Annotated in this window: 24 protein-coding genes; 15 read left to right on the top strand and 9 right to left on the bottom strand. The window is 70.7% G+C overall.

Annotation, left to right across the window (positions count from 1 at the left end; translation table 11 throughout):
* The 4 genes from VFW79_RS04470 to VFW79_RS04455 form a co-directional block, all read left to right on the top strand.
* The coding region (locus tag VFW79_RS04470) for a helicase-related protein (protein WP_329676114.1) at nt 1-718 on the top strand (718 nt) is incomplete at its 5' end.
* 180 nt (nt 719-898) lie between these two features.
* Nucleotides 899-1,921: a TerC family protein gene (locus VFW79_RS04465; protein ID WP_329676113.1), complete on the top strand. Its 1,023-nt coding sequence runs from the start codon at nt 899-901 to the stop codon at nt 1,919-1,921.
* 9 nt (nt 1,922-1,930) lie between these two features.
* Nucleotides 1,931-2,935, top strand: coding sequence for a TerC family protein (locus VFW79_RS04460; RefSeq protein ID WP_329676112.1), 1,005 nt, complete (start codon nt 1,931-1,933; stop codon nt 2,933-2,935).
* Entirely contained in the window at nt 2,932-3,666 is a 735-nt protein-coding gene (locus VFW79_RS04455) for a peptidase E (RefSeq protein WP_329676111.1), read from the top strand. The genes VFW79_RS04460 and VFW79_RS04455 overlap by 4 nt, the downstream gene beginning before the upstream one ends.
* Before the next feature lie 30 nt (nt 3,667-3,696).
* On the opposite strand, the gene VFW79_RS04450 is transcribed toward VFW79_RS04455, so the two are convergent.
* A complete protein-coding gene (locus VFW79_RS04450; protein WP_329676110.1) occupies nt 3,697-3,987 on the bottom strand; it encodes a YciI family protein in 291 nt (96 codons plus the stop codon).
* A gap of 58 nt (nt 3,988-4,045) precedes the next feature.
* Between VFW79_RS04450 and VFW79_RS04445 the strand changes: the two genes are divergently transcribed.
* A complete protein-coding gene (locus VFW79_RS04445) occupies nt 4,046-5,209 on the top strand; it encodes an acyl-CoA dehydrogenase family protein (protein WP_329676109.1) in 1,164 nt (387 codons plus the stop codon).
* A gap of 9 nt (nt 5,210-5,218) precedes the next feature.
* On the opposite strand, the gene VFW79_RS04440 is transcribed toward VFW79_RS04445, so the two are convergent.
* Both VFW79_RS04440 and VFW79_RS04435 read right to left on the bottom strand, forming a co-directional pair.
* Nucleotides 5,219-5,923 carry an MBL fold metallo-hydrolase gene (locus VFW79_RS04440; protein WP_329676108.1) on the bottom strand — a complete coding sequence of 235 codons (705 nt, stop codon included), beginning with the start codon at nt 5,921-5,923 and terminating at the stop codon, nt 5,219-5,221.
* A gap of 20 nt (nt 5,924-5,943) precedes the next feature.
* A complete protein-coding gene (locus VFW79_RS04435; RefSeq protein WP_329676107.1) occupies nt 5,944-7,755 on the bottom strand; it encodes a glycoside hydrolase family 15 protein in 1,812 nt (603 codons plus the stop codon).
* Nucleotides 7,756-7,850: 95 nt separating this feature from the next.
* Between VFW79_RS04435 and uvrA the strand changes: the two genes are divergently transcribed.
* Entirely contained in the window at nt 7,851-10,712 is a 2,862-nt protein-coding gene (gene uvrA / locus VFW79_RS04430) for an excinuclease ABC subunit UvrA (protein ID WP_329676106.1), read from the top strand.
* Between the two features lie 53 nt (nt 10,713-10,765).
* On the opposite strand, the gene VFW79_RS04425 is transcribed toward uvrA, so the two are convergent.
* A complete protein-coding gene (locus VFW79_RS04425; RefSeq protein ID WP_329676105.1) occupies nt 10,766-11,293 on the bottom strand; it encodes an OsmC family protein in 528 nt (175 codons plus the stop codon).
* Between the two features lie 73 nt (nt 11,294-11,366).
* On the opposite strand from VFW79_RS04425, the gene uvrC reads away from it, so the two are divergent.
* The 9 genes from uvrC to VFW79_RS04380 all read left to right on the top strand — a co-directional run bounded on the left by uvrC (nt 11,367) and on the right by VFW79_RS04380 (nt 20,589).
* The gene (gene uvrC / locus VFW79_RS04420) at nt 11,367-13,442 is read left to right on the top strand and encodes an excinuclease ABC subunit UvrC (RefSeq protein ID WP_329676104.1); all 2,076 of its coding nucleotides are present in this window, start codon (nt 11,367-11,369) and stop codon (nt 13,440-13,442) included.
* On the top strand, nt 13,439-14,380 hold the full coding sequence (gene rapZ, locus VFW79_RS04415; RefSeq protein ID WP_329676103.1) for an RNase adapter RapZ: 942 nt from the start codon (nt 13,439-13,441) through the stop codon (nt 14,378-14,380). Before uvrC ends, rapZ begins: the two co-directional genes overlap by 4 nt.
* Complete coding sequence (locus VFW79_RS04410; RefSeq protein WP_329676102.1) at nt 14,377-15,357, top strand: uridine diphosphate-N-acetylglucosamine-binding protein YvcK; 981 nt, start codon at nt 14,377-14,379, stop codon at nt 15,355-15,357. The genes rapZ and VFW79_RS04410 overlap by 4 nt, the downstream gene beginning before the upstream one ends.
* Nucleotides 15,358-15,376: 19 nt before the next feature.
* The gene (gene whiA / locus VFW79_RS04405; RefSeq protein WP_329676101.1) at nt 15,377-16,357 is read left to right on the top strand and encodes a DNA-binding protein WhiA; all 981 of its coding nucleotides are present in this window, start codon (nt 15,377-15,379) and stop codon (nt 16,355-16,357) included.
* 247 nt (nt 16,358-16,604) lie between these two features.
* Nucleotides 16,605-17,609 (top strand): type I glyceraldehyde-3-phosphate dehydrogenase, encoded by a 1,005-nt coding sequence (gene gap, locus VFW79_RS04400; RefSeq protein WP_329676100.1) that lies wholly within the window; start codon nt 16,605-16,607, stop codon nt 17,607-17,609.
* A 144-nt stretch (nt 17,610-17,753) separates the two neighbouring features.
* The gene (locus VFW79_RS04395) at nt 17,754-18,953 is read left to right on the top strand and encodes a phosphoglycerate kinase (RefSeq protein ID WP_329676099.1); all 1,200 of its coding nucleotides are present in this window, start codon (nt 17,754-17,756) and stop codon (nt 18,951-18,953) included.
* A 2-nt stretch (nt 18,954-18,955) separates the two neighbouring features.
* Nucleotides 18,956-19,753, top strand: a complete 798-nt coding sequence (gene tpiA, locus VFW79_RS04390; RefSeq protein ID WP_329676098.1) for a triose-phosphate isomerase — start codon at nt 18,956-18,958, stop codon at nt 19,751-19,753.
* A gap of 230 nt (nt 19,754-19,983) precedes the next feature.
* Entirely contained in the window at nt 19,984-20,226 is a 243-nt protein-coding gene (secG, locus tag VFW79_RS04385) for a preprotein translocase subunit SecG (protein WP_291801165.1), read from the top strand.
* A gap of 15 nt (nt 20,227-20,241) precedes the next feature.
* Nucleotides 20,242-20,589 (top strand): RNA polymerase-binding protein RbpA, encoded by a 348-nt coding sequence (locus VFW79_RS04380; RefSeq protein ID WP_329676097.1) that lies wholly within the window; start codon nt 20,242-20,244, stop codon nt 20,587-20,589.
* A 130-nt stretch (nt 20,590-20,719) separates the two neighbouring features.
* Here VFW79_RS04380 and pgl read toward each other — a convergent pair whose 3' ends face one another.
* The 5 genes from pgl to VFW79_RS04355 form a co-directional block, all read right to left on the bottom strand.
* Nucleotides 20,720-21,502, bottom strand: coding sequence for a 6-phosphogluconolactonase (pgl, locus tag VFW79_RS04375; RefSeq protein WP_329676096.1), 783 nt, complete (start codon nt 21,500-21,502; stop codon nt 20,720-20,722).
* Nucleotides 21,499-22,416: a glucose-6-phosphate dehydrogenase assembly protein OpcA gene (locus VFW79_RS04370; RefSeq protein ID WP_329676095.1), complete on the bottom strand. Its 918-nt coding sequence runs from the start codon at nt 22,414-22,416 to the stop codon at nt 21,499-21,501. Before VFW79_RS04370 ends, pgl begins: the two co-directional genes overlap by 4 nt.
* On the bottom strand, nt 22,413-23,954 hold the full coding sequence (gene zwf / locus VFW79_RS04365) for a glucose-6-phosphate dehydrogenase (protein WP_329676094.1): 1,542 nt from the start codon (nt 23,952-23,954) through the stop codon (nt 22,413-22,415). Before zwf ends, VFW79_RS04370 begins: the two co-directional genes overlap by 4 nt.
* The gene (tal, locus tag VFW79_RS04360; protein WP_329676093.1) at nt 23,951-25,084 is read right to left on the bottom strand and encodes a transaldolase; all 1,134 of its coding nucleotides are present in this window, start codon (nt 25,082-25,084) and stop codon (nt 23,951-23,953) included. The genes zwf and tal overlap by 4 nt, the downstream gene beginning before the upstream one ends.
* A gap of 33 nt (nt 25,085-25,117) precedes the next feature.
* On the bottom strand, nt 25,118-25,750 hold a 633-nt coding region (locus VFW79_RS04355; protein WP_329676092.1), incomplete at its 5' end, for a transketolase-like TK C-terminal-containing protein.

Below are 25,750 nucleotides of genomic sequence, written 5' to 3'. Positions count from 1 at the left end.
GCTGACCAAGAAGATGTCGGAGGACCTCACCGACTACCTGCTCGAGAAGGGCGTGCGCGTCCGGTACCTGCACTCCGAGGTCGACACGCTCCGCCGCGTCGAGCTGCTGCGCGAGCTACGGCTGGGCGAGTACGACGTGCTCGTCGGCATCAACCTGCTGCGCGAGGGGCTCGACCTGCCGGAGGTGTCGCTCGTGAGCATCCTCGACGCCGACAAGCAGGGCTTCCTGCGGTCGGCGACATCGCTGATCCAGACGATCGGCCGTGCGGCGCGCAACGTGTCGGGCCAGGTGCACATGTACGCCGACCAGATCACCCCGGCCATGGCGCAGGCGATCGACGAGACGAACCGTCGCCGTGAGAAGCAGGTGGCCTACAACACCGCGAACGGTATCGACCCGACTCCGCTGCGCAAGCGGATCGGGGACATCACCGACATGCTCGCGCGCGAGGACGTCGACACCCAGGAGCTGCTCGCGGGCGGGTACCGGCAGGCGGGTCGCGGCAAGGCGCCCGTGCCCGGGTCGGGCGCGAAGCCGACCGAGCGGAGCCGGCTCGCCGGCGCGGCGGCCGGCGACCTCGCGGGGCTCATCCAGGAGCTCACGGACCAGATGCATGCGGCGGCTGCCGAGCTGCAGTTCGAGGTCGCAGCGCGGCTGCGCGACGAGATCTCGGGGCTCAAGCGGGAGCTGCGCGGCATGCAGGCCGCCACGGCCTAGGAGTCCGACGGGGCAGCGTCGGGGCCGTGCCGTATGCTGGGGCGCGTTGGAGGGGAGTATCCCGCCACGGCGTTCTCGTCATCACGGTCGACTCAGCGGTCGGCCCGGTAGCGCCGGCTCGATCGCGTGAGCGACGAGTGGGAGAGACCTCCGGTACCCAGTTCCGTACCGGAGGTAACCATGTCTGTCCCCCTGTGGGTATGGGGCACCACCGCCGCACTCGTCGTCGCGATCATCGTGTTCGACTTCTACGCGCACGTGCGCACCCCGCACGAACCGACCTTCCGTGAGTCTGCCCGGTGGTCGATCTTCTACGTCGCTTTCGCGCTCGTCTTCGGCGTCGGCCTCGGCGTTGCCTGGGGCTGGGACCACGGCTCGGAGTACTTCGCGGGCTACGTGACCGAGAAGAGCCTCTCGGTCGACAACCTCTTCGTGTTCCTCATCATCATGACCGGGTTCGCGGTGCCGCGCGCCTACCAGCAGAAGGTCCTCCTCGTCGGGGTCGCGATCGCCTTGGTCCTTCGCACGGTGTTCATCCTGCTCGGGGCCGCCGTCATCACGCAGTTCTCGTGGGTCTTCTACCTCTTCGGCGCGTTCCTGGTCGTCACGGGCATCAAGCTCGCCCGCCAGGACCACGACGCGGATGACGACGCCGCGTCCGCCCAGCGGAGCGACGGGCTGGCGGTCCGCCTGCTCAAGCGGGTCGTCCCGACCACCGACGAGTACCACGGTGACCGCTTGACGACGCGGATCAGCGGCACCCGGTACCTCACGCCGATGCTCCTCGTCATGGTCGCGATCGGCAGCACCGACCTCCTGTTCGCACTCGACTCCATCCCGGCGATCTATGGGCTCACGAAGGAGCCGTACATCGTCTTCACGACGAATGCGTTCGCCCTGCTCGGCCTGCGCCAGCTGTACTTCCTGCTCGGCGGGCTGCTGACGCGCCTGGTCTACCTGTCCCAGGGGCTGGCTGTCATCCTCGGCTTCATCGGCGTCAAGCTCGTGCTCGAGGCGCTGCACACCAACGAGCTGCCGTTCGTCAACGGCGGCCGTCACGTAGCCTGGGCACCGGAGATCCCGATCTGGTTGTCCTTGGCGGTCATCGTCGGAACCCTCGCAGTAGCGACGGTGGCAAGCCTCCTCAAGACCCGGGGCGATGCCGCGCGCGTCGCTTCCGCGGACTCCACCCTCGTGAGCTGAAAGGTCCCCGTGCACGTCTCTCTTCTGGTGTGGATCGTCTCCCTCGGACTCGCCGGGGCCTTGCTCGTCGTCGACGTGGCCGTCGTCGGGCGCCGCCCGCACGTGCCCAGCACCGGCGAGTCGTTGCGGCATCTCGCGCTCTACGTCGGGCTCGCAGTGCTGTTCGGCCTGGGCGTCTGGACCGCCTCGGGGGCCCAGTACGCGGGGGAGTTCTACGCGGGCTGGCTGACCGAGTACTCGCTCTCGGTCGACAACCTGTTCATCTTCTTGCTGATCATGACCAAGTTCGCGGTGCCGAGGGCGTACCAGCAGACGGCTCTGCTGGTAGGCATCATGCTGGCGCTCGTCTTCCGGGGGATCTTCATCGGCCTCGGCGCCGCCGTGATCGCCAACTTCGGCTGGGTGTTCTACCTGTTCGGCCTGTTCCTCGTGTGGACCGCTGTCAGGGTCGCGCGTGAGGGGGAGGCCGACGAGGAGGACTACACGCCGCCGCTGCTGCTGCGCATCGTCCAGAAGCGGTTGCCGGCGACCGACGACTACCGAGGCGTGCGGCTGACGGTCGTCGAGGGCGGACGCCGGCTCGTGACCCCCATGCTCATCGTGCTCGTCGCACTCGGCGCGACCGACCTGCTGTTCGCGTTCGACTCGATCCCCGCGATCTTCGGGCTGACCCGTGAGCCGTACCTGGTGCTCATGGCGAACCTGTTCGCGCTCATGGGGCTGCGCCAGCTCTACTTCCTCATCGGGGGCCTGCTGACCCGCCTGGTGTACCTCAACATCGGCCTCGGGGTGCTGCTGGGCTTCATCGGCGTGAAGCTGGTCCTGCACGCGATGCATGAGAACGAGGTGCCGTTCATCAACGGCGGCCAGCCGGTTGCATGGGCGCCCGAAGTCCCCATCTGGTTGTCGTTGGGCGCGATCGTCGGGATCCTCGGTGTGACGACCCTCGCGAGCCTGGCAGCCTCCCGGCGCGATGCCCGTCGTGAGGCGAACGACGCGCTGCCGAGCGCATGACGACTCCCGAGCCCACGATCCTGGCCACCTCCGGAGGGCACGTCCCGGGGGTGCGCACGTCCCTCGAGTTCGGGCCGCTCGTCCGCCATGCGGTCGACCTTGCTGGAGTCACCGGTCGACCACGGGTCTGCCATGTCGGCACAGCCGGTGGCGACCAGGCAGCCTTTCGCGGCGAGACCGAGGAGGCTGCTCGGCTCGCAGGCTTCGACCTCGCGCACCTGCGCCTGTTCACGATGCCGAACGTCGAGGACATCGAGGGGTTCCTGCTCGACCAGGACGTCGTCTGGGTCGGGGGCGGCTCCGTCGCGAACCTGCTGGCCGTGTGGCGCGTGCACGGCCTCGACGGGATCTTCCGGCGGGTCTGGGAGGCCGGCGTCGTCCTGGCCGGGGTCAGCGCGGGCTCGATCTGCTGGTATGTGGGCGGCACGACCGACTCGTTCGGCCCAGAGCTGCGTGCCGTGACCAACGGACTCGGGCTGCTGCCGTTCGGCAATGGTGTGCACTACGACTCCGAGGCGGGGAGGCGTCCGCTCGTGCACCGCCTTGTGGGCGACGGCACGCTGCCCACGACGCACTGCACCGACGACGGCGTCGGGCTGGTGTACCGCGGGACGGAGCTCGTCGGAGCAGTCTCGGAACGCGCCGGCAAGGGCGCCTATGTCGTTCGGTCGGTCGAGGGGACCGCGGTGGAAGAGCGCATCGAGCCGGTCGCGCTCCCGGGGTCGCGCTGAGACGTACGACGCCGGTGGCATCGATCGGGGTCAGGCCCCGTTGGCCCACCCGCCGAGGATGAGGTCCCACGTCCGGACCCTGGTCCCGGCGATGAGACCGACGAGAGCGTACGGGTCAGCCGCGAGCAGTGCGTCGAGCGCTGGACGCCCGTCGACGCGGAACACCAGCAGCGCGCCGGGCGACCCATCGGTGTACGGACCCGAACCGAGCAGGCGCCCGTCCTCCGCCAGCGACCCGAGGTAGGCGCGGTGACGCGCTTGCGTCTGCGACCTGAGCTCGGGAAGGTCGTGGTAGGTGTACTCGACGGCGAAGATCGACATGACGTCATCTTGCCGGATCGCCTGGGCCGGTCGCGCGCCCCGGTGAGAGAGTGCAGCCATGACGACGACTCCTGACGTCCTGAGCGACGAGCTGCTGGCCCGGATCGCCGGTCGAGCTGCGGGCTACGACCGCGACAACGCCTTCCCGCACGAAGACCTTGCCGACCTCGCCGCGGCCGGGTACCTCAAGGCCTTCGTCCCATCGTCGCTCGGCGGCCTCGGTCTCAGCCTCGAGCGTGTCGCGTGCCAGCAGGTGCGGCTCGCTGCGGCCGCGCCGGCCACCGCGCTCGCCGTCAACATGCACCTCGTCGTCACCGGCATCGCGGCGGCTCTCGTCGCGCGCGGCGACCGGTCGCTCGCCTTCGTCCTCGACGACGCGGCCCGAGGCGAGGTCTACGCGTTCGGCAACTCCGAGGCGGGCAACGACCTCGTCATGTTCGACTCGCGCACTCGCGCCGAGCCCGAGCCCGACGGCGGCTACCGGTTCACGGGCACGAAGATCTTCACGTCCCTCTCGCCGGCCTGGACGCGGATCGCGCTGTTCGGGCGCGACGACTCCGACCCGGCCTCACCCCTGCTCGTCCACGCCGTCGTCGACCGCGACGCGGGCGGGATCGAGGTCGGCGACGACTGGGACACGCTCGGCATGCGGGCGACCCAGAGCTGCACGACGCGGTTCGCCGGAGCCCCGGCGCGGGCCGACCGCGTCTACCGGCGGCTGCCCGTCGGCCCCAGCCCCGACCCGTTCATCTTCGCGTTGTTCGCGACGTTCGAGATCCTGCTCGCTGCTGTGTACACCGGGATCGGGCAGCGGGCGCTCGAGCTCGCTGTCGGCGCCGCTCACCGACGGACGTCGATGAAGAACGGCGGGAGGTCGTACGCGCAGGACCCGGACATCCGCTGGAAGGTCGCCGAGGCGGCCATCGCGCAGGACGGGATGCTGCCGCAGGTCACGAGCCTCGCACGGGACGTCGACGAGCTCGCCGACCACGGCGCGCAGTGGTTCCCGCGACTGGTCGGGCTCAAGGTCCGGGCGACAGAGAACGCGCGGTACGTGGTCGACCAGGCGCTGCGCGTCGGTGGGGGATCGTCGTACTTCGCCGGCAACGAGCTCGGCCGGCTCTACCGGGACGTGCTCGCGGGGATCTTCCACCCCTCCGACGGGGAGTCGGCGCACGCGACGGTCGCGAACGCCTGGCTCGGCCCGGTGCAGCGGGACTGAGCAGGGCGGTCACCAGCCGCGGGCGCGCCACTCCTGGACGTGCGGGCGCTCCGCGCCCAGGGTCGTCGGGTCGCCGTGACCGGGGTAGACCAGCGTCTGGTCGTCGAACCGCGCGAACACGCGGGCCTCGAGATCGTCCATGAGGGCCGTGAACGTCGCGGTGCTCGTCGTCCTGCCCGGGCCGCCCGGGAACAGCGAGTCGCCCGTGAACAGGTGGGCCCGCCCGGGGACCGCCCCGGGGGCGCTCGCGTGCTCAGGCTCGCGGTACACCAGCGCGATCGATCCCGGGGTGTGACCGCGCAGCGCGACGACCTGCAGGGTCAGGTGACCGGCTGTGACGGGGTCGCCGTCGTGCAGGCGCCGGCCCACCGAGGTCTCCGTGGCCCGGGCGATCGCATCCGCGTCGTCGGCTCCCGCGGCGACGTGGGCGCCGGTCACGGCGACGACCGAGCGCAGCGCCTGCAGGTGGTCGGGGTGACGGTGCGTCGTGACGACCAGGTCGAGCCGCGCCGAGCCGGATCCCTCCCGGACGAGCGCGAGGAGCCGGTCGGGGTTGTCCGCGGCATCGATGAGGAGCTGAGCGCCGCTGCGGCGGCAGGTCAGCAGGTAGGCGTTGTTGGCCATCGGACCCACGGACACGGTGCGGATGACGATCTCGTCGAGCGCCCGCACGACGGTCGGGCCGCCGGGGGAGACGTGGTCGGTGTCCGTCATCATGACCTCCTGAGCGTGGGTCAGAGGGCACCGCCCTTGCGGGCGACCGCCTCGTCGTGGCTGTGGACCGCGCGGACGAGCGCGAGATGGCTGAGCGCCTGAGGGAAGTTGCCCGCCATCTGGCCGGTGAGCGGATCGTACTGCTCCGCGAGCAGGCCGACGTCGTTCGTGAGGCCGGTGAGGATGTCGAGGACCGCGGTTGCCTCTTCGAGCTCGTCGCGGCGGCTGAGCGCGTCGGCGAGCCAGAACGAGCACGCGAGGAAGGGGTGCTCGGAGCCGGCCACCCCGTCGTCGGTGTGCTCGGGCAGGTAGCGGTGCAGCAGCCCGGGTGCGAGCTCGAGCTCGCGCCGGATCGCCGCGATCGTGCCCGTGACCCTGTCGTCGTCGGGCGGCAGGAAGCCGACCTGGACGAGCTGGAGGAGAGCGGCGTCGGTGTGCTTGGCACCGTACGACTGGACGAACGTGCGCTGCTCCGGGTCCCAGCCGTGGGTCAGGACGTCGGTGCGGATGGCGTCGCGCTCCGAGCGCCACAGGTCGGCAGGTCCGCTCAGGCCGTGCTCCTCGATCCCGCGGACGGCGCGGTCGAGCGCGGCCCACGCCATGATCTTCGAGTGCGTGAAGTGGCGGGGGGCACCGCGCACCTCCCAGATCCCACGGTCGGGCTCCCGCCACTGGAGCACGAGCTGGTCGACGAGGTGCCGCTGCAGCGACCACGAGTCGGCGGACTCGGCAAGACCGGCATCTCGCGCCGCGTGCAGCGCGCACATGACCTCGCCGAGCACGTCGTTCTGCACCTGACCGACGGCCGCGTTTCCGAGGCGCACCGGGAGCGACCGCGCATACCCGGGCAGGTGGTCGAGCGTGCGCTCGGGCAGGTCGCGACGGCCGTCGACGCCGTACATGATCTGCAGGTCCTTGGGGTCGCCCGCGACGGCGCGCAGCAACCAGTCACGCCACGCCGTCGACTCGTCCGGGAACCCGTGCTCGAGGAGCGCCTGGATGGTCAGTGCAGCGTCGCGCAGCCAGCAGTAGCGGTAGTCCCAGTTCCGTTCGCCCCCGAAGTCCTCAGGCAGGGACGTCGTGACTGCGGCGACGATCCCACCCGTCTCGGCGTCGGTGAGCATGTTCAGCACGAGCAACGACCGCACGACGGCGTCGCGGTACGACCCCTCGTAGCGGCAGCCGTTCGCCCAGGCGCTCCACGCCTTCGCCGTCGACGCGAGCCGGTCCTCGATGGGCAGCGGCGACGGGATGGGGTCCCAGGACCTGACCCAGGTGCACACCAGCTCGACGCTCTCGCCTGCGTCCAGCTCGAACTCGTCGCGATGCCGATGACCCACGGCGTGCGGCAGGCGGTCGCCGCGTAGGACGAGCGAGTCGGGTCCAGCGATCGCGCGGATCGCGTGGTGACCGGCGGGGTCGACGACGCGGTGCAGCCACGGGACGATCGCGCCGTACCCGAACCGAACGACCCACTCGTGCTCGACGGCAACCGTGCCCTCGGTGCAGGTGATGCGCCGCACGAGGTCGGCGCGCCCGTCGGCGAGCGGCATGGCGTCGTCGACGAACGCTGTGCCGCGGGGCGCGGTGTAGACCGTCCGCAGGACGAACGAGTCGTCGAGGTACGTCCGCTCCACGTGGGTCGCGTCGGGCACCGTCAGAAGCCAGCGACCGTTGTGGGCCGTGCCCAGTAGGGAGGCGAAGCACGCGGCCGAGTCGAACCGGGGGAGGCACAGCCAGTCCACGGAGCCGCGTCGCGACACCAGCGCCGCGGTCCGACCGTCGCCCAGCACCGCGTACTCACCGATCGGGACGGTCTCGTCGTTCGCCACGCGTCCATCATCAGGGTTGCGCCGAACGACGACACCCCGACGGGTCTGGTTCGAACAGGTGTACGGATGTCGGTCGTGCACCGTAAACTGTCCGGGTGAACGAACGACTCGTCATCCAGGGTGCACGTGAGCACAACCTGCGCAACGTCGACCTGGATCTCCCGCGGGACCGGCTCATCGTCTTCACCGGGCTGTCCGGCTCGGGCAAGTCCTCGCTCGCCTTCGACACGATCTTCGCCGAGGGTCAGCGCCGGTACGTCGAGTCGCTGTCGGCGTACGCGCGCCAGTTCCTGGGTCAGATGGACAAGCCCGACGTCGACTTCATCGAGGGCTTGTCCCCGGCCGTGTCGATCGACCAGAAGTCGACGAACCGCAACCCCCGGTCGACGGTCGGCACCATCACGGAGGTCTACGACTACCTGCGCCTGCTGTTCGCTCGCGCGGGCACGCAGCACTGCCCGGTGTGCGGCGAGCGCGTCACGGCCCAGACGCCGCAGCAGATCGTCGACCGGCTGCTCGAGCTGCCCGAGGGCACCAAGTACCAGGTGCTCGCACCGGTCGTGCGCGGCCGCAAGGGCGAGTACTCCGACCTGTTCAAGGAGCTGCAGGCGAAGGGCTTCGCGCGCGCCCGGGTCGACGGCGGCGTCGTGCAGCTCACCGCACCGCCGACGCTCGAGAAGAAGCTCAAGCACGACATCGAGGTCGTCGTCGACCGCCTCGTCGCGCGCGAGGGCGTCCAGCGCCGCCTCACAGACTCCGTCGAGACAGCGCTCGGCCTCGCCGGCGGCCTGCTCGTCGTCGAGCTCGTCGACGCGGACATCGACGACCCGGCCCGCGAGCGGCGCTTCTCCGAGACGCGTGCCTGCCCGAACGACCACGAGCTCACGCTCGAGGAGATCGAGCCGCGGACGTTCTCGTTCAACGCGCCCTACGGCGCGTGCCCGGAGTGCACCGGCATCGGGTCACGTCTCGAGATCGACCCCGACCTCGTGATCCCGGACGAGGAGGCGTCGCTTGCCGAGGGCGCGGTGGCGCCGTGGGCACAGATCTCGAGCGAGTACTTCCAGCGGGTCCTGAGCGCGCTCGCGAGCGACCTCGGCTTCTCGATGGACACGCCGTGGCGAGCGTTGCCCGAGCGCGCCAAGCATGCGGTGCTCTACGGCGAGAACCATGAGGTACGCGTCAAGTACAAGAACCGCTGGGGTCGCGAGCGCCAGTACTCGACGGGGTTCGAGGGCGTCGTGACGTTCCTCGAGCGTCGGCACGGCGAGACTGAGTCGGAGTGGAGCAAGGAGAAGTACGAGGCCTTCATGCGCGAGGTCCCGTGCCCTGTGTGCGAGGGCACGCGGCTCAAGCCCGAGGTGCTCGCCGTCAAGATCGGCGGTCGTTCGATCGCCGAGGTCTGTGCGTTGCCGATCCGCGACGCACGCGACTTCCTCGACACCCTCGAGCTCGGTGAGCGCGAGGCAGCGATCGCCCTGCAGGTCCTCAAGGAGATCCAGGCGCGGCTGGGGTTCCTGCTCGACGTCGGCCTCGACTACCTCTCGCTGATGCGCCCCGCGGCGACCCTGTCCGGCGGTGAGGCGCAGCGCATCCGGCTCGCGACCCAGATCGGGTCGGGGCTGACCGGTGTGCTCTACGTGCTCGACGAGCCGAGCATCGGTCTGCACCAGCGTGACAACCGTCGGCTCATCGACACCCTGACCCGGCTGCGCGACCTGGGCAACACGCTCATCGTCGTCGAGCACGACGAGGACACGATCCGCGCGGCCGACTGGATCGTCGACATCGGTCCCGGCGCGGGTGAGCACGGCGGACGGGTCGTGCACTCGGGGGACCTTCCCGGGCTGCTCGCCTCGAAGGACTCGCTCACGGGTGCGTACCTGTCGGGCCGTCGCTCGATCCCCATGCCGGACGGCCGTCGCCCGATCGACCCCGAGCGCATGCTCACGGTCTTCGGGGCGCGCGAGCACAACCTGACCGGCATCGACGTGTCGTTCCCGCTCGGCACGCTGATCGCGGTGACCGGGGTGTCGGGCTCGGGCAAGTCCACCCTGGTCAACTCCATCCTGTACACCGTGCTGGCCAACCAGCTCAACGGGGCACGGCAGGTGCCCGGTCGGCACACGCGCGTGACCGGGCTCGACACTCTCGACAAGGTCGTCCACGTCGACCAGGGACCGATCGGGCGTACGCCGCGATCGAACCCCGCGACGTACACCGGGGTCTGGGATCACGTGCGCCGACTGTTCGCCGAGACGACGGAGGCCAAGGTCCGCGGCTACGCGCCGGGCCGCTTCTCGTTCAACGTCAAGGGCGGGCGTTGCGAGGCGTGCTCGGGTGACGGCACGCTGAAGATCGAGATGAACTTCCTGCCGGACGTGTACGTCCCGTGCGAGGTGTGCCACGGCGACCGCTACAACCGCGAGACCCTCGAGGTGCATTTCAAGGGCAAGACAGTCGCGGACGTGCTGGCCATGCCGATCGAGGAGGCGGCCGAGTTCTTCGCGGCCGTTCCCGGGATCGCTCGCCACCTGCGCACGCTCGTCGATGTCGGGCTCGGGTACGTGCGCCTCGGGCAACCGGCACCGACGCTCTCCGGCGGTGAGGCCCAGCGGGTCAAGCTCGCTGCGGAGCTGCAGAAGCGCTCGTCCGGTCGCACGATCTACGTGCTCGACGAGCCGACCACGGGCCTCCACTTCGAGGACATCCGCAAGCTGCTCGGAGTCCTGCAGTCGCTCGTCGACAAGGGCAACAGCGTGGTCGTCATCGAGCACAACCTCGATGTGATCAAGAACGCCGACTGGGTGATCGACATGGGTCCGGAGGGCGGCAACGGCGGCGGTCGCGTCATCGCGGAGGGAACTCCCGAGCATGTCTCGACGGTTGCGGCAAGTCACACGGGCCGGTTCCTCGCCGAGGTCCTCGAGCCGGAGCGGGTCGCCGTCGGGGCGTGATCGCGTCGGCTGCGTCTGCCCGGGGGGCCCGGGGGCCCGGGGTCCGGGACGGCTCAGCCGTCGGCGGCGGTGACAGCAGGCGACGCGTCGGTGGTGTGTGCAGCAGGCTCGCAGCGCACCGGGAAGTTCACGGAGCGCGCGACGAAGCAGCTCTCGTGCGCGCGGAGGTGCAGAGCCTCGAGGTGCGCGTCGTCGACCGGGTCGCCGCCGGGCGTACGTGCACCCAGGGCGAGCGTGACGAAGGGTTGCAGGACGACCTCGGTGAACTGCCCGTGCCCTGCTCCCTCGACCAGCATGGTCCCGCGGGCATGGTCGGTGTACGCCAGCACGACGACGCCGGCTGCGGCGGCGAGGTGCAGGAACCAGAGCATGTGGCACTGCGCGAGCGCTGCGACGAGCAGCTCCTCGGGGGTGAACCGGGCCGGGTCACCGCGGAAGGCGGGGTCCGACGAGCCGGGCAGCGCAGGCTTGCCGGCGATGCGCACCTCATGGTCGCGGCTGTAGGCGGCGTATCCCGCCGTGCCGACAGCACCGGCGCCGGTCCACACGACGTCGGCGCGGTATGCGTGCAGGGTGCCCATGCCGTCACGCTAACCGAGCCTGCCGTAGCTCACGGTGCGTGGGGCGTCGGTGGCGCGAACTACCCTCGTACCCATGGCCGATCCCGCCACCTACCGCCCCGCACCCGGTGAGATCCCCGACTCTCCGGGCGTCTACCGCTTCCGGGACGAGCACGGTCGCGTCATCTACGTCGGCAAGGCGAAGAGCCTGCGCTCGCGCCTCGCGAACTACTTCCAGGACGTCGCGAACCTGCACCCTCGGACGCAGACGATGGTCACGACGGCGGCCTCGGTCCAGTGGACGGTCGTCAGCACCGAGGTCGAGGCCCTTGCTCTCGAGTACTCGTGGATCAAGGAGTTCGACCCGCGGTTCAACATCAAGTACCGCGACGACAAGTCGTACCCCTACCTCGCGGTCACGCTCGCCGACGAGTTCCCGCGCGTGCAGGTCATGCGCGGCGCCAAGCGTCCGGGCACCCGGTACTTCGGCCCGTACGCGCATGCGTGGGCGATCCGCGAGACCGTCGACCTCCTGCTCCGGGTCTTCCCGGTGCGGACCTGCTCGGCAGGGGTGTTCAAGCGGGCGAACCAGCAGGGCCGGCCGTGCCTGCTCGGGTACATCGACAAGTGCTCGGCCCCGTGCGTCGGGCGCATCTCCCCGGACGACCATCACGCGCTCGCCGAGGACTTCTGCGACTTCATGGCGGGGGACGCCGCGAAGTTCACGCGCCGGTTGACCCAGCGCATGCGGGACGCAGCCGCCGAGCTGGACTTCGAGCAGGCCGGCCGGCTGCGCGACGACATCGCAGCGCTCGAACGCGCGATGGAACGCAACGCGGTCGTTCTTGCGGACGGAACAGACGCCGACATCTTCGGGCTGGTCGGCGACGAGCTCGAGGCTGCGGTGCAGGTGTTCCATGTCCGGGACGGCCGGATCAGGGGTCAACGCGGCTGGGTCGTCGAGAAGGTCGAGGACGCCACCGACGCTGACCTGGTCGAGCGCCTGCTCGAGCAGGTCTACGGCGCCGAGCAGTCCGCCGACAGCACGCAGCGCGGCGTGACCGGCGACGCTCGGGCAGTCCCGCGTGAGGTCCTTGTCCCCGTGCTGCCGACGGAGGTCGACCAGGTGCAGGCCTGGCTGACCGGGCTGCGTGGGGCTCGCGTCGACATCCGGGTGCCGCAGCGCGGCGACAAGCGTGAGCTCGCCGAGACGGTTCGGCGCAACGCCGAGCATGCCCTCGCGCTGCATCGCACCCGCCGGGCGGGTGACCTCACAACGAGGAGCCAGGCCCTCCGCGAGATCCAGGAGGCTCTCGACCTGCCGAGCGCCCCGCTGCGGATCGAGTGCTACGACATCTCGCACAACCAGGGCACGTTCCAGTCGGCGTCCATGGTCGTGTTCGAGGACGGCCTCGCCCGCAAGAGCGAGTACCGACACTTCAGCATCCGCGGCGCCGAGGGGGAGGGCGCCCGCGACGACACCGAAGCGATGCGCGAGGTCATCACACGCAGGTTCCGGCGGTACCTCGCGGAGCGGGCGGCCTCGGGGGACGTCGAGCTCGAGCTGGACGAGGGGGGTGCGGACGACGACGCCCCGTTGCGCTCGGGTCCCGTCGACCCGAGCACGGGTCGCCCGACGAGGTTCGCCTACCCGCCGAACCTTGTCGTGGTGGACGGCGGCCAGCCTCAGGTCGCCGCAGCGGCCGCGGCACTCGCGGAGCTCGGCATCGACGATGTCGCCCTGTGCGGGCTCGCGAAACGGCTCGAGGAGGTCTGGTTGCCGGGGGAGGACTACCCGGTGATCCTCGAGCGGAGCTCGGAGGGGCTGTACCTGCTGCAGCGGCTGCGGGACGAGGCCCACCGGTTCGCGATCAGCGCGCACCGCAAGCGGCGCAGCAAGGGCATGACCGTCTCGGCCCTCGACGCGGTCCCGGGGCTCGGGCCAGCGCGGTCCGCTGCGCTGCTCAAGCACTTCGGGTCGCTCAAACGCTTGCGGCTGGCGTCGGTCGACGAGATCGCGTCCGTGCAGGGGATGGGTGCGCGGACGGCCGCGACGGTCGTCGCCGCGCTGCGTGCCGACACCGCGCCGGCCATCGCGACGCCTGGAGCCGACGACGAGGCGGCCGCCAGGGAGGGAGCGGGCATGAACACTGGCATGCTGGGGTCATGAGCGACGAGGTTTCGCCGATCACTGTCCCGTCCGGCATCCCTGCCCTGGAGGCAGCGACCGAGGCGCCCCGGCTTCCGGCGCCGCACGTCCTGATCATCACGGGCATGTCCGGCGCGGGTCGCTCGCGTGCCGCAGCGGTGCTCGAGGACCTCGACTGGTACGTGGTCGACAACCTTCCGGCGCAGATGCTCACGCACCTCATCGGCATGATGCGTCACGGTGTCGCGGGCGACGGTCAGCGCCTCGCGGCCGTCGTCGACGTCCGCACGCGTGAGTTCTTCTCCGACCTCGCACAGGTGCTGTCCGGCCTGCGCGAGTCGGGGATCGACTACCGGATCCTGTTCCTCGACGCGTCGGACGAGGTCCTGGTCCGCCGGTTCGAGACCGTCCGCCGTCCCCACCCGCTGCAGGGCGACGGGCGCGTCCTCGACGGGATCGCCGCCGAGCGCGCGCTGCTCGCCGACACCCGCAAGCGCGCCGACATCCTCATCGACACCTCCGAGCTCAACGTCCACGAGCTGGGCCGGCAGGTCCGGGCGGTCGTCACGGCCGCGGGTGACGACCCGCTGCGGGTCAACATCGTCTCGTTCGGGTTCAAGTACGGCATCCCGCTCGACGCGGACCACGTCGTCGACGTCAGGTTCCTGACGAACCCGTACTGGATCAGCGAGCTGCGCCATCTGTCGGGGCGCGACGCTGCGGTGCGCGACTACGTCCTGGGCCTGCCGGGCGCCCTCGAGTTCGTCGACCGGTACGTGTCGGCGCTCGAGCCGGTGCTCAACGGCTACCTGCACGAGGAGAAGCGGTACGTCACGATCGCCGTCGGCTGCACGGGCGGGAAGCACCGTTCGGTCGCCATCAGCGAGGCGATCGCGGCCCGGCTTCGGGACCAGGGTCACCGGGTGACCGTCGGCGCCCGCGACCTCGGCAAGGAATGAGGGCCGGGCACCAGCCGGATCCCGCATTCGTCGCACTCGGCGGTGGTCACGGGCTGTCGGCGACGCTGTCGGCTCTCCGGCTCATGTCGGACCAGCTCACCGCTGTCGTCACGGTCGCCGACGACGGCGGGTCGTCGGGACGCCTGCGTGACGAGCTCGGCGTCCTGCCGCCCGGAGACCTGCGCATGGCGCTGTCCGCGCTCTGCGACGACTCCGAGTGGGGCCGCCTGTGGCGCGACGTGATGCAGCACCGCTTCGCGTCGTCCGGGGACCTCGACCAGCATGCGGTGGGCAACCTGCTGATCGTCGCGCTGTGGGAGCTGCTGGGTGACACCGTCGAGGGCCTCGACTGGGTGGGCAAGCTGCTCGGGGCGCGTGGCCGCGTGCTCCCGATGGCTGCCGTCCCGCTCGCGATCGAGGCCGACGTGGACGACGCGGACGGCGGCCACCGGGTCGTGCGCGGGCAGAGCACGGTCGCCGTGACGACCGGGCGGATCACGCGGCTTCGCCTCGTTCCCGATGCACCACCGGCGTGCCCCGAGGCGGTCGCCGCGATCGACGCGGCCGACTGGGTCGTGCTCGGACCGGGGTCGTGGTTCACCTCGGTCCTGCCCCACCTGCTGGTGCCCGCGCTCTCGGACGCGCTGCACCGCACGCCCGCGCGTCGGATCGTCGTGCTCAACCTGTCCGCCGGCTCGGGCGAGACGGCAGGGATGCCGGTCGAGCAGCATCTCGACGTGATCCACGGGCAGGCCCCGGACCTGAGGATCGACGCCGTGGTCGCGGACCCGTCGGCTGTCGGGGACGTCGCGGCGCTCGTCGCCCGGACCGACGAGCTCGGCGCACGGCTGCTCCTCCGTCAGGTGGGTGTGAGCGACGGGAGCCCGCGGCACGACCCGCTGCGCCTGGCCGCGGCATTGCGCGACGTGGTCGAGGGAACCTTCGGGGATGTCGGGACCCGCACCGGCGACCGGTAGGTGATGGCAGGATGACGCCATGGCGTTGACGGCACAGGTGAAGGACGAGCTCGCGAGGCTCAAGGTCGACAAGACGTCATGCCGCAAGGCCGAGGTCTCCGCGACGCTCCGGTTCGCGGGCGGCCTCCACATCATCTCGGGGCGGATAGTCGTCGAGGCGGAGCTGGACACGGGCATCGCCGCCCGACGGCTGCGTCAGGCGATCGCCGAGGTCTACGGGCACACGAGCGAGGTCATCGTGGTCTCGGCCGGCGGGCTGCGTCGGGGGAGCCGGTACGTGGTCCGGGTCGTCAAGGAGGGCGAGTCTCTCGCGCGGCAGACGGGCCTGCTGGACAACAGGGGGCGCCCGGTCCGTGGCCTGCCGCCCCAGGTCGTCTCGGCCGGCATCGGCGAGGCAGAGGCCGCGTGGCGGGGAGCGTTCCTCGCGCACGGCTCGCTGACGGAGCCCGGCCGGTCGTCGTCGATGGAGATCACGTGTCCCGGACCCGAGGCCGCCCTGGCGCTCGTCGGTGCGGCACGTCGGCTCGGCATCGCGGCGAAGGCGCGCGAGGTGCGCGGGGTCGACCGCGTCGTGATCCGGGACGGCGATGCGATCAGCGCGATGCTCGCCCGGCTCGGTGCCCACGACACGATGCTGCTGTGGGAGGAGCGCCGGGTCCGGCGCGAGGTGCGCGGCACCGCGAACCGGCTGGCGAACTTCGACGACGCGAACCTGCGCCGTTCGGCACGCGCCGCGGTCGCCGCAGGAGCGCGCGTCGAGCGGGCCTTCGAGATCCTCGGTGCGGACCTTCCCGAGCACCTCCGCGAGGCCGGCGAGCTGCGCCTCGCGCACAAGGAGGCGTCGCTCGAGGAGCTGGGGAAGCTCGCCGACCCGGTCCTGACCAAGGATGCCGTCGCAGGGCGCATCCGTCGGCTGCTGGCGACTGCCGACAAGCGCGCTTCCGAGCTGGGTATCCCGGACACCGAGGCTGGTCTGTCGCCCGAGTACCTCGATCTCTGACGACTCGACGTGCAGGTCGGGGCCCGGTGGGCGGCGCGCGCAGGATGTCTCCGGGGCCCGTTTCGAGCGGACCATGGTCCCGACGGCCCCTGCCGCACCCGTGTAGGCTCGACTCATCCGATGGGGCCGCGGTCGACGAGTTCGCTCGCAGGTCGGACGCCATCGGAGAGGCGCACAGCGGCGTGCGCGCTCGTCTCTGACCGTAACTGTGTGCGCCGGCCCTGTCGGCGCGTGCCGAGGAGGGCAAGTGACCATCCGCGTCGGTATCAACGGCTTCGGCCGTATCGGACGTAATTTCTACCGGGCCATCCTGGCGTCCGGGGCAGACATCGAGATCGTCGGTGTCAACGACCTCACGGACAACAAGACCCTGGCGCACCTGCTGAAGTACGACACGGTGCTGGGGCGCTTCCCGCTCAGCGTGTCGTACGACGAGAGCAACATCATCGTCGACGGCAAGCCGATCCGGGCCCTCGAAGAGCGCGACCCGGCGAACCTGCCGTGGGCCGAGCTCGGTGCCGACATCGTCATCGAGTCGACGGGCTTCTTCACGGACGCCACGAAGGCCAAGGCGCACCTCACGGCCGGCGCCAAGAAGGTCATCATCTCCGCCCCGGCGAAGAACGAGGACGGCACCTTCGTGATGGGCGTGAACCACACGCAGTACGACGCGGCGACGCAGAACATCATCTCCAACGCGTCGTGCACGACGAACTGCCTCGCCCCGGTCGCCAAGGCGCTCAACGACGCCATCGGCATCGAGCGTGGTCTCATGACCACGATCCACGCCTACACGGGTGACCAGAACCTCCAGGACGGCCCGCACCGCGACCTTCGTCGTGCGCGTGCCGCTGCGCAGAACATCGTTCCGACCTCGACGGGTGCGGCCAAGGCCGTCTCGCTCGTGCTCCCGGAGCTCAAGGGCAAGCTCGACGGCTTCGCGATGCGCGTGCCGGTCATCACGGGCTCTGCTGTGGACCTGACCTTCACCGCGTCGCGTGAGGTCACCGTCGACGAGGTCAACGCCGCGGTCAAGGCCGCTGCCGACGGCCCGCTCAAGGGCGTTCTCGAGTACACCGAGGACGACATCGTCTCGAGCGACATCGTGACGAACCCGCACCAGAGCATCTTCGACGCGAAGCTGACCAAGGTCAGCGGAGACCTCGTCAAGATCGTCGCCTGGTACGACAACGAGTGGGGCTACTCGAGCAGCCTCGTCGCGCTCACCGAGTACGTCGGCGAGCGGCTCTGACGGCTAGCGCCTGAGCACGTAGCAAGTAGCACGGCCATGCGTCCGCGTGCGCCACGCGGCCTTCGGGCCTCGGGCGCACGCGGACGCTGTCATGTCACTGGGCATTGCGGCGGCCGCGGGCCGTCCTGTTGAGGAAGTAGGACCATGAAGACCATCGAGGACCTCGGGGATCTGCGCGGCAAGCGCGTCCTCGTCCGCTCTGACTTCAACGTGCCGCTCGACGGCGCGACGATCACCGACGACGGCCGCGTGCGTGCCGCGCTGCCCACGCTCAACGCCCTGCTCGACGCGGGCGCACGCGTGGTCGTCACCGCACACCTCGGTCGCCCGAAGGGCGCACCTGAGGACAAGTACTCCCTCGCGCCGGTCGCCACGCGGCTCGGCGAGCTGCTCGGCAAGCCGGTCGCCCTCGCGAAGGACACCATCGGCGACTCCGCGAAGGCGACCGTCGCCGCGCTCGGTGACGGCGAGATCGCTCTGCTCGAGAACATTCGGTTCGACCCGCGCGAGACCTCCAAGGTCGATGCCGAGCGCGAGTCGCTCGCGGACGACCTCGCCGCGCTGGCCGACGTGTACGTGTCCGACGGCTTCGGTGTCGTGCACCGCAAGCAGGCGTCGGTCTACGACATCGCGCTCAAGCTGCCCCACGCGGTCGGCAAGCTCGTCCTCAAGGAGGTCGACTCGCTGCGCAAGGCGACAGACGACCCCGAGCGGCCCTACGTGGTCGTGCTCGGCGGCTCGAAGGTCTCCGACAAGCTCGGCGTCATCGCGAACCTCATGACGAAGGCCGACCGTCTCCTCATCGGCGGCGGCATGGTCTTCACGTTCCTCGCGGCCAAGGGCTACTCGGTCGGCAACTCGCTGCTCGAGCAGGACCAGATCGAGACCGTCAAGGGCTACCTCGCGCAGGCAGCCGAGAGCGGCGTCGAGATCGTCCTGCCGACGGACATCGTCGTGGCGGACGCGTTCGCTGCCGACTCGCCGCACGACGTCGTCGCCGCGGACGCGATCCCGGACGGCCGCATCGGCCTGGACATCGGCCCGGCCTCGGCCGAGCTGTTCCGGAGCAAGATCCTCGACGCGAAGACGGTCGTCTGGAACGGTCCGGCCGGCGTGTTCGAGTTCGAGGCGTTCTCAGCCGGCACCCGCGCGGTCGCGCAGGCGCTCGTCGACGCAGGCACCAACGGAGCCTTCACGATCGTCGGTGGCGGCGACTCGGCCGCGGCCGTGCGCATCCTCGGCTTCGACGAGGCCGGCTTCGGTCACATCTCCACAGGCGGCGGAGCCAGCCTGGAGTTCCTCGAGGGCAAGACCCTCCCCGGCATCGCAGTCCTGGAGGCATGACCGTGGCATCGACCCGCATCCCGCTCATCGCGGGCAACTGGAAGCTCAACCTCGACCACCACGAGGCAGTGCACCTCGTCCAGAAGCTCGCCTGGGCGCTGAAGGACGGCAAGCACGACTACTCGGCCACCGAGGTCGTCGTCCTGCCCTCGTTCACGGCGATCCGCTCCGTGCAGACGCTCGTGGATGCGGACAAGCTCGAGATCGGCTACGGCGCCCAGGACGTGTCGGCGCACGCGAACGGCGCCTACACCGGTGAGGTGTCCGCGGCGCAGCTCGCCAAGCTGGGTGTCAGCTACGTCGCGGTCGGGCACTCCGAGCGGCGCGAGTACCACCAGGAGTCGGACGCGCTCGTGGCGGCCAAGGCTGTTGCGGCATTCGGTGCGGGCATCGTCCCCATCGTGTGCGTCGGCGAGGGCCTTGCCGTCCGCAAGGCGGGGGAGCAGGTGCCCTACACGCTGGCTCAGCTCGAGGGCTCACTGGCGGGCCTCACGGACGAGCAGGTGTCGCGCGTCGTCATCGCGTACGAACCCGTCTGGGCCATCGGCACGGGCGAGGTCGCGACCCCGGAGGACGCACAGGAGGTCGCCTCAGCGATCCGCACGCGTCTCGCGGAGCTGTACTCGGCCGGTGTCGCCGAGGCAGTTCGGGTCCTGTACGGCGGTTCGGTGAAGTCGTCGAACGTCGCGTCGATCCTCGACAAGGACGATGTCGACGGCGCGCTCGTCGGCGGCGCGAGCCTCGACCCGGACGAGTTCGCGAAGATCGCGCGCTTCCGTTCGCACGCAGTCGGGCTCTGACGCCTGCGGGGTGGGGAGGCCGACGCGGCACCCCCACCCCGCACCGTCAGGTCGGCGCGCCTGCCCACCGGACGGCGCTCGAACGGCCGCCTGCGAGGTTCGCCCGCATCGCCCGCAGTCGCCTACGCTGTACCGCGGCATCGTGTCGCCGCGCATGCTTGTCAGACCGATCAGCGCTTGTCCGATCACCAACAGGTGACGAACCGCCCGAGTGAGGAACCGACGACGACGTGGACGCCCTGCGCATCACCCTCCTGATCCTGCTGGTGCTGTCCAGCGTGCTCCTCATCCCCCTGGTGCTGCTGCACAAGGGCCGGGGCGGCGGACTGTCCGACATGTTCGGCGGCGGCATCACGAGCAGTGCGGGCAGCTCGGGCGTCGCGGAGCGGAACCTGAACCGCATCACAGTCGGCGCCGCAGTCTTCTGGGCCGTCGTCATCATCTTGCTTGGTCTCATCGAACGCGTGGCCTGAGGGGACGGACGAGCCGTGGCGAGTGGTAGCGCGATCAGAGGCTCGCGTGTCGGTGCAGGTCCGATGGGCGAGGCCGAGCGCGGAGACAGCGCGCCGCGGGTGTGGGTCTCCTACTGGTGCGCGAACGGGCACGAGACCCGGCCGAGCTTCGCCGAGGAGGCCGCGCTCGAGGCCCCGGCGACGTGGGACTGCCCCCGGTGCGGCTTCCCCGGTGGCCAGGACCAGGAGAACCCGCCCTCGCCGACGCGCAACGAGCCGTACAAGACGCACCTGGCGTACGTGAAGGAGCGTCGTTCCGACGAGGATGGCGAGGCGATCCTCGACGAGGCGCTCGCCGCTCTGCGCGCACGGCGTGGCGTCTGACGCTGTCCGGGCCGCGCCCCAGGCCCCCCGGGTCTGTCTGGCGCCGTCGATGCAACCCCTGGGCGTCGACACCCAGACCCGGGTCGACGACGGCCTCGCGCAACCTAGCGCGCTGGCATCCTAGGACGACTTAGTCCGTCGACCCTGCCGCCGCGTCGGCGTCGAGGAGCCAGAGCGTCAGCTCGCGGCCTTGAGCGCCCGCTGCCGGGGTTCGATCGACCGGGTCGCCCGCAAGTGCAGAGGCGACGGGCATCGCCTTCTCAGCGCCCGAGACGACGAGCCACACCTCGTGCGCGGCATTGATCGCGTCGAAGGTGAGAGACACCCGCTCCGGCGGGGGTTTGGGCGATCCGTGCACACCGACCGTGGAGACGCCGGTGACCGTGAGAGCGGCATGACCGGGGAACAGCGAGGCCACATGCCCGTCGGGTCCCATGCCGAGCATCAGGACGTCGAAGGGCGGGACGCTCGACCCAGCCGGGGCGAACCGGACCAGCTCGTCGGCGTAGGCCGCGGCTGACTCCTCGGGCGTGCTGATCGCCGGTGCGGAGCCGGGCGCCGGCATGGGGTGCACGTTCGCCGGGGGGAGGGCCCCGCCGAGAGCGTCGAGCAGCGCGTCACGAGCCTGGGTCTCGTTGCGCTCAGGGTCGCCGGTTGGCAGGAACCGCTCGTCACTCCACCAGACGTGCACGCCCGACCAGTCGATCGCGTCGCGGGCCGGGTGCGACGCCACGGCCGCGAGGGTCGCGATCCCCACGGTCCCCCCGGTGAGCGCCAGGTGCACGGGGGAGTGGGTCAACTGCGCGTCCAGCAGGCGCGTCAGCAGGCGCGCCGCGGTGGCCGCCACGAGCGTCGGGGCATCCGGGTGGACGACGACGCGGCGCACCGGACCGGGGGTCGGCGCAGCGGTCACGCGGTCAGCCTGGCCAGGCCCTTGGTCAGGACCTCGCCGTAGACCTCGTCGTCGTCGAGCCGCCGCAGCTCCTCGGCGAGGCACTCCGGCAGCTGGCGGATCGGCATGGCGATGCGGTGCTCGGGCTGGTCCGGCTGGATGAGGGCGGCCGTCTTGCCGTCGGGCCGCTCGAGGATGATCGGCCCGCTCGCGCGGTCGAGGCGGACCTGCGTGATGGCGAGCGCATCCGGGATCCGAATGACCTCGACCGGGCAACGCAGGGACTGGGCGAGCCACGCCGCCATGAGCTCGACGGACGGGTGCGTGCTCTCTCCGGAGACGACGGCCCGCTGAACCGGCTCGTACGGAGCCTGGTCCAGGGACGCCGCGATGAGCCCGCGCCACAGCGTCGCGCGTGTCCACGCGAGGTCGGTGTTGCCCTCGGCGTGCACGTTGGCGAGCTTGCGGAGCGACGCGTTCGGGTTGGAGCACCGCGTCGTGTCGGTGATGCGGCGCTGCGCCATCCGGCCGACCGGGTGCTGCGCCGGGTCCGCGGGGACCTCGTGCGGCCACCACGCCACGATCGGGGCGTCGGGCAGGAGCATCGGGATCACGAGGGTGTCGAGGTGGTCCGCGAGCTCACCCGTCGGTCGCAGGATGATCACCTCGCTCGCGCCGGCGTCGCCGCCCAGGCGGATCTGCGCATCGAGCCGGGCGGGCCCGACGTGGTCGCCGTTCGCGAGCACGATGATGCGGCATGGGTGCTCGCGGCTCGCGTCGTTGGCCGCCTCGATGGCTTCCTCGGCGTCCTGGCCGTCGACGTCGATGATGAGGGTCAGAACCCGTCCGAGCGCGATCGCGCCGCCCTCGTCGCGCTCCTTGATCAGTCGCCGGTTGATCTCGCGGGTCGACGTGGCGGGCATGTTGATGATCACGGGATCCTCCAGTGGCGTCCGTCGCGGTCCATCATCCGGTCGGCCGACGCCGGGCCCCAGGTGCCGGACCGGTACTCGTCCGGTGCGCCCTTCGAGGCCCAGTACGCCGTGACGGGGTCGAGGATCTTCCACGAGAGCTCGACCTCCTCGAACTGAGGGAAGAGCGGCGGGTCGCCGAGCAGCACGTCGAGGATGAGCCGCTCGTACGCCTCGGGCGACGACTCGGTGAACGCGTGCCCGTACCCGAAGTCCATCGTGACGTCCCGGACCTCCATCGCGGTCCCGGGGACCTTCGCGCCGAAGCGCAGGGTCACCCCTTCGTCGGGCTGGATCCGGATGACCAGCGCGTTCTTGCCGAGCTCCTCCGTGGAGGTGGACTCGAAGGGCAGGTGCGGGGCGCGCTTGAACACGACGGCGATCTCGGTGACGCGACGCCCGAGCCGTTTGCCGGTCCGCAGGTAGAACGGCACGCCCGCCCAGCGCCGCGTGTCGATGTCCACGCGGATCGCGGCGAAGGTCTCGGTCGACGAGGTCTTGGAGAACCCCTCTTCGTCGAGGTACCCGACGACCTTCTCACCGCCCTGCCACCCGGCCGTGTACTGGCCGCGCGACGTGTGCTTGCCCAGGTCGCGCGGTAGCCGCACGGCCGAGAGCACCTTGAGCTTCTCGGCCCGCAGCCCGCCCGCCTCGAACGAGACGGGCTCCTCCATCGCTGTCAGCGCGAGCAGTTGGAGGAGGTGGTTCTGGATGACGTCGCGCGCGGCACCGATGCCGTCGTAGTACCCGGCCCGGCCGCCGATGCCGATGTCCTCGGCCATGGTGATCTGCACGTGGTCGACGTAGTTGGAGTTCCAGATCGGCTCGAACAGCTGGTTCGCGAACCGCAGAGCCAACAGGTTCTGGACGGTCTCCTTGCCGAGGTAGTGGTCGATCCTGAACACGTCGTCGGGCCGGAAGACCTTCGAGACGACGTCGTTGAGCTTGCGCGCGCTCTCCAGGTCGTGGCCGAACGGCTTCTCGATCACGACGCGGCGCCACGTGCCCGGCTTCGGCTGCGACAGCCCGGAACGTTCGAGCTGCTCGCACACGTCGGGGAATGCGCTCGGCGGGACCGACAGGTAGAACGCGTGGTTGCCGCCGGTGCCCCGCGACACGTCGAGCTCCTCGACGTTCTCCCGGAGCCGGTCGAACGCGTCGTCGTCGTCGAAGGTCCCCTGCACGAACCGGATGCCCTCGGCGAGCTGGCGCCAGGTGGCCTCGCGGAACGGCGTGCGCGCGTACTCGCGCACCGAGTCGTGCACGATCTTCGCGAAGTCCTGGGTCTCCCAGTCGCGGCGGGCGAAGCCGGTCAGCGCGAACCCCGGCGGCAGGAGCCCGCGGTTGGTGAGGTCGTAGACCGCCGGCATGAGCTTCTTGCGGGCGAGGTCGCCCGTGACGCCGAAGATCACGAGCCCGCAGGGGCCCGCGATGCGCGGCAGGCGACGGTCCCGGGCATCGCGCAGAGGGTTGTGATCGGCCGTCACGCGAGCGGGACTCATGCCACCACCCGCGCGAGACCCGCGGCGACCGTCGCCAGCAGCTCGGACCAGCTGGCCTCGAACTTGCTGACCCCCTCGGTCTCGAGCTGGTCGGTGACCTGATCGATGTCGATCCCGAGGTGGGCGAGACCCGTGATCACCGCTGCGGACTCCGCCTCGGTGCCGTGCACGGTGTCGCCCGTGATCCGACCGTGGTCGGCGACCGCCTCGAGGGTCGCGCCGGGCATCGTGTTGACCACGCCCCGGACGACGAGCTCGTCGACGTACCGCGTGTCCGGGTAGGCCTTGTCCTTGACCCCGGTCGAGGCCCACAGCGGCCGCTGGGGCTGCGCCCCGTCCGCTGCCAGCGCCGCCCACCGGTCGCCTGCGACGAACTCGTCGTACACGCCGAAGGCGAGCCGCGCGTTGGCGATGGCGGCGGCGCCGCGCAGGGCGTGGGCCTCAGGGGTGCCCAGCGCGTCGAGCCGCGGGTCGATCGCCGTGTCGACGCGCGACACGAAGAACGACGCGACCGACGCGATGGGCGCGAGGTCGTGGCCGTTGGCACGGGCCTGCTCGAGGCCGGTGGCGAACGCGTCGAGCACCTCGCGATAGCGCGCGAGGGAGAAGATCAGCGTCACGTTGACGCTGATCCCCTCGGCGAGCACCGCGGTGATCGCCGGCAGACCCTCGACCGTGGCGGGGATCTTGATGAGCACGTTCGGCCGGTCGACCGTCGCCCACAGCGCCTTGGCCGCGTCGATCGTCGCCTGGGTGTCGCGAGCCAGCCGCGGGTCGACCTCGATGGACACCCGACCGTCGACGTACGACGAGGCGTCATACACGCGGCGCAGCAGGTCGGCCGCCTCGCGGACGTCGTCGGTCGTGATGGCGAAGACCGCCTCGTCGACGTCCGCCCTGTGCCCGGCGAGCTCCGTGAGCTGCGCCTCGTACGCGTCGCCCTTCGCGAGCGCGTTCGCGAAGATCGTCGGGTTCGTGGTCACACCGACAACCCGTCGGGTCGTGACGAGCTCGGCAAGGTTGCCCGTGCGGAGCCGCTCGCGCGACAGGTCGTCGAGCCAGATGGCGACGCCGGCCTCCGTGAGGCGGTCGAGCGGTCCACCGAGGGGGTTGGTTCCGGTCTCAGTCATCGTGGTGCCCTTTCCAGAACATGATGCCTCGGGTCAAGCGAGCTGGTCGCCCGTCCCACCCTGCGCCGGCGCACCCGCGTCGGATGCCGGCGCGTGCGCGCCGTGAGCTGCCTCGATCGACTCACGGGCCGCAGCCACGACGGCCTGCGCCGTGATGCCGAACTCGCGATACAGCGTCTCGGAGTCGGCCGAAGCCCCGTAGTGCTCGAGCGAGACGGATCGGCCGGCGTCGCCGACGATCTTGTGCCACGAGAGCGCGATGCCCGCCTCGACCGAGACCCGGGCCCGGACGCCAGCAGGCAGCACGTGCTCGCGGTACGCCACGTCCTGCTCGGCAAACCACTCGAGGCACGGCGCGGAGACGACGCGGGTCGCGATCCCGGCGGCCTCGAGCGTCGTGCGTGCCTCGACGGCGAGCTGGACCTCCGAGCCGGTGCCGATGAGGATCACGTCGGGCGTCCCGGCGCTGGCCTCGAGCAGGACGTAGGCGCCGCGCGCGACACCGTCGGTCGTGGCGAAGCCGTCCTCGCCGCGCGGGAACGTGGGCACGTTCTGGCGCGTGAGGATGAGGCCGACCGGACCGTCGGTGCGCTCGAGGACGGCCCTCCAGGCCGCGGCGGTCTCGTTGGCGTCGGCGGGTCGCACGATCGCGAGCCCCGGGATCGC

The sequence above is a fragment of the Cellulomonas sp. genome, from assembly GCF_036279715.1.
Classification (GTDB): Bacteria; Actinomycetota; Actinomycetes; order Actinomycetales; family Cellulomonadaceae; genus Cellulomonas_A.
Note: the sequence above shows the minus strand (reverse complement) of the source record. Positions and strands in the feature narration are given on the sequence as shown.

Excerpts from the sequence above, each read along its gene's own strand:
- whiA (WP_329676101.1), top strand. The coding sequence starts at position 15,377 with ATGGCGTTGACGGCACAGGTGAAGGACGAGCTCGCGAGGCTCAAGGTC.
- zwf (WP_329676094.1), bottom strand. The coding sequence starts at position 23,954 with ATGAGTCCCGCTCGCGTGACGGCCGATCACAACCCTCTGCGCGATGCC.
- rapZ (WP_329676103.1), top strand. The coding sequence starts at position 13,439 with ATGAGCGACGAGGTTTCGCCGATCACTGTCCCGTCCGGCATCCCTGCC.
- VFW79_RS04440 (WP_329676108.1), bottom strand. The coding sequence starts at position 5,923 with ATGACGGACACCGACCACGTCTCCCCCGGCGGCCCGACCGTCGTGCGG.
- tal (WP_329676093.1), bottom strand. The coding sequence starts at position 25,084 with ATGACTGAGACCGGAACCAACCCCCTCGGTGGACCGCTCGACCGCCTC.
- VFW79_RS04455 (WP_329676111.1), top strand. The coding sequence starts at position 2,932 with ATGACGACTCCCGAGCCCACGATCCTGGCCACCTCCGGAGGGCACGTC.
- VFW79_RS04450 (WP_329676110.1), bottom strand. The coding sequence starts at position 3,987 with ATGTCGATCTTCGCCGTCGAGTACACCTACCACGACCTTCCCGAGCTC.
- uvrC (WP_329676104.1), top strand. The coding sequence starts at position 11,367 with ATGGCCGATCCCGCCACCTACCGCCCCGCACCCGGTGAGATCCCCGAC.
- VFW79_RS04465 (WP_329676113.1), top strand. The coding sequence starts at position 899 with ATGTCTGTCCCCCTGTGGGTATGGGGCACCACCGCCGCACTCGTCGTC.
- VFW79_RS04425 (WP_329676105.1), bottom strand. The coding sequence starts at position 11,293 with ATGGGCACCCTGCACGCATACCGCGCCGACGTCGTGTGGACCGGCGCC.
- VFW79_RS04410 (WP_329676102.1), top strand. The coding sequence starts at position 14,377 with ATGAGGGCCGGGCACCAGCCGGATCCCGCATTCGTCGCACTCGGCGGT.
- VFW79_RS04395 (WP_329676099.1), top strand. The coding sequence starts at position 17,754 with ATGAAGACCATCGAGGACCTCGGGGATCTGCGCGGCAAGCGCGTCCTC.
- VFW79_RS04445 (WP_329676109.1), top strand. The coding sequence starts at position 4,046 with ATGACGACGACTCCTGACGTCCTGAGCGACGAGCTGCTGGCCCGGATC.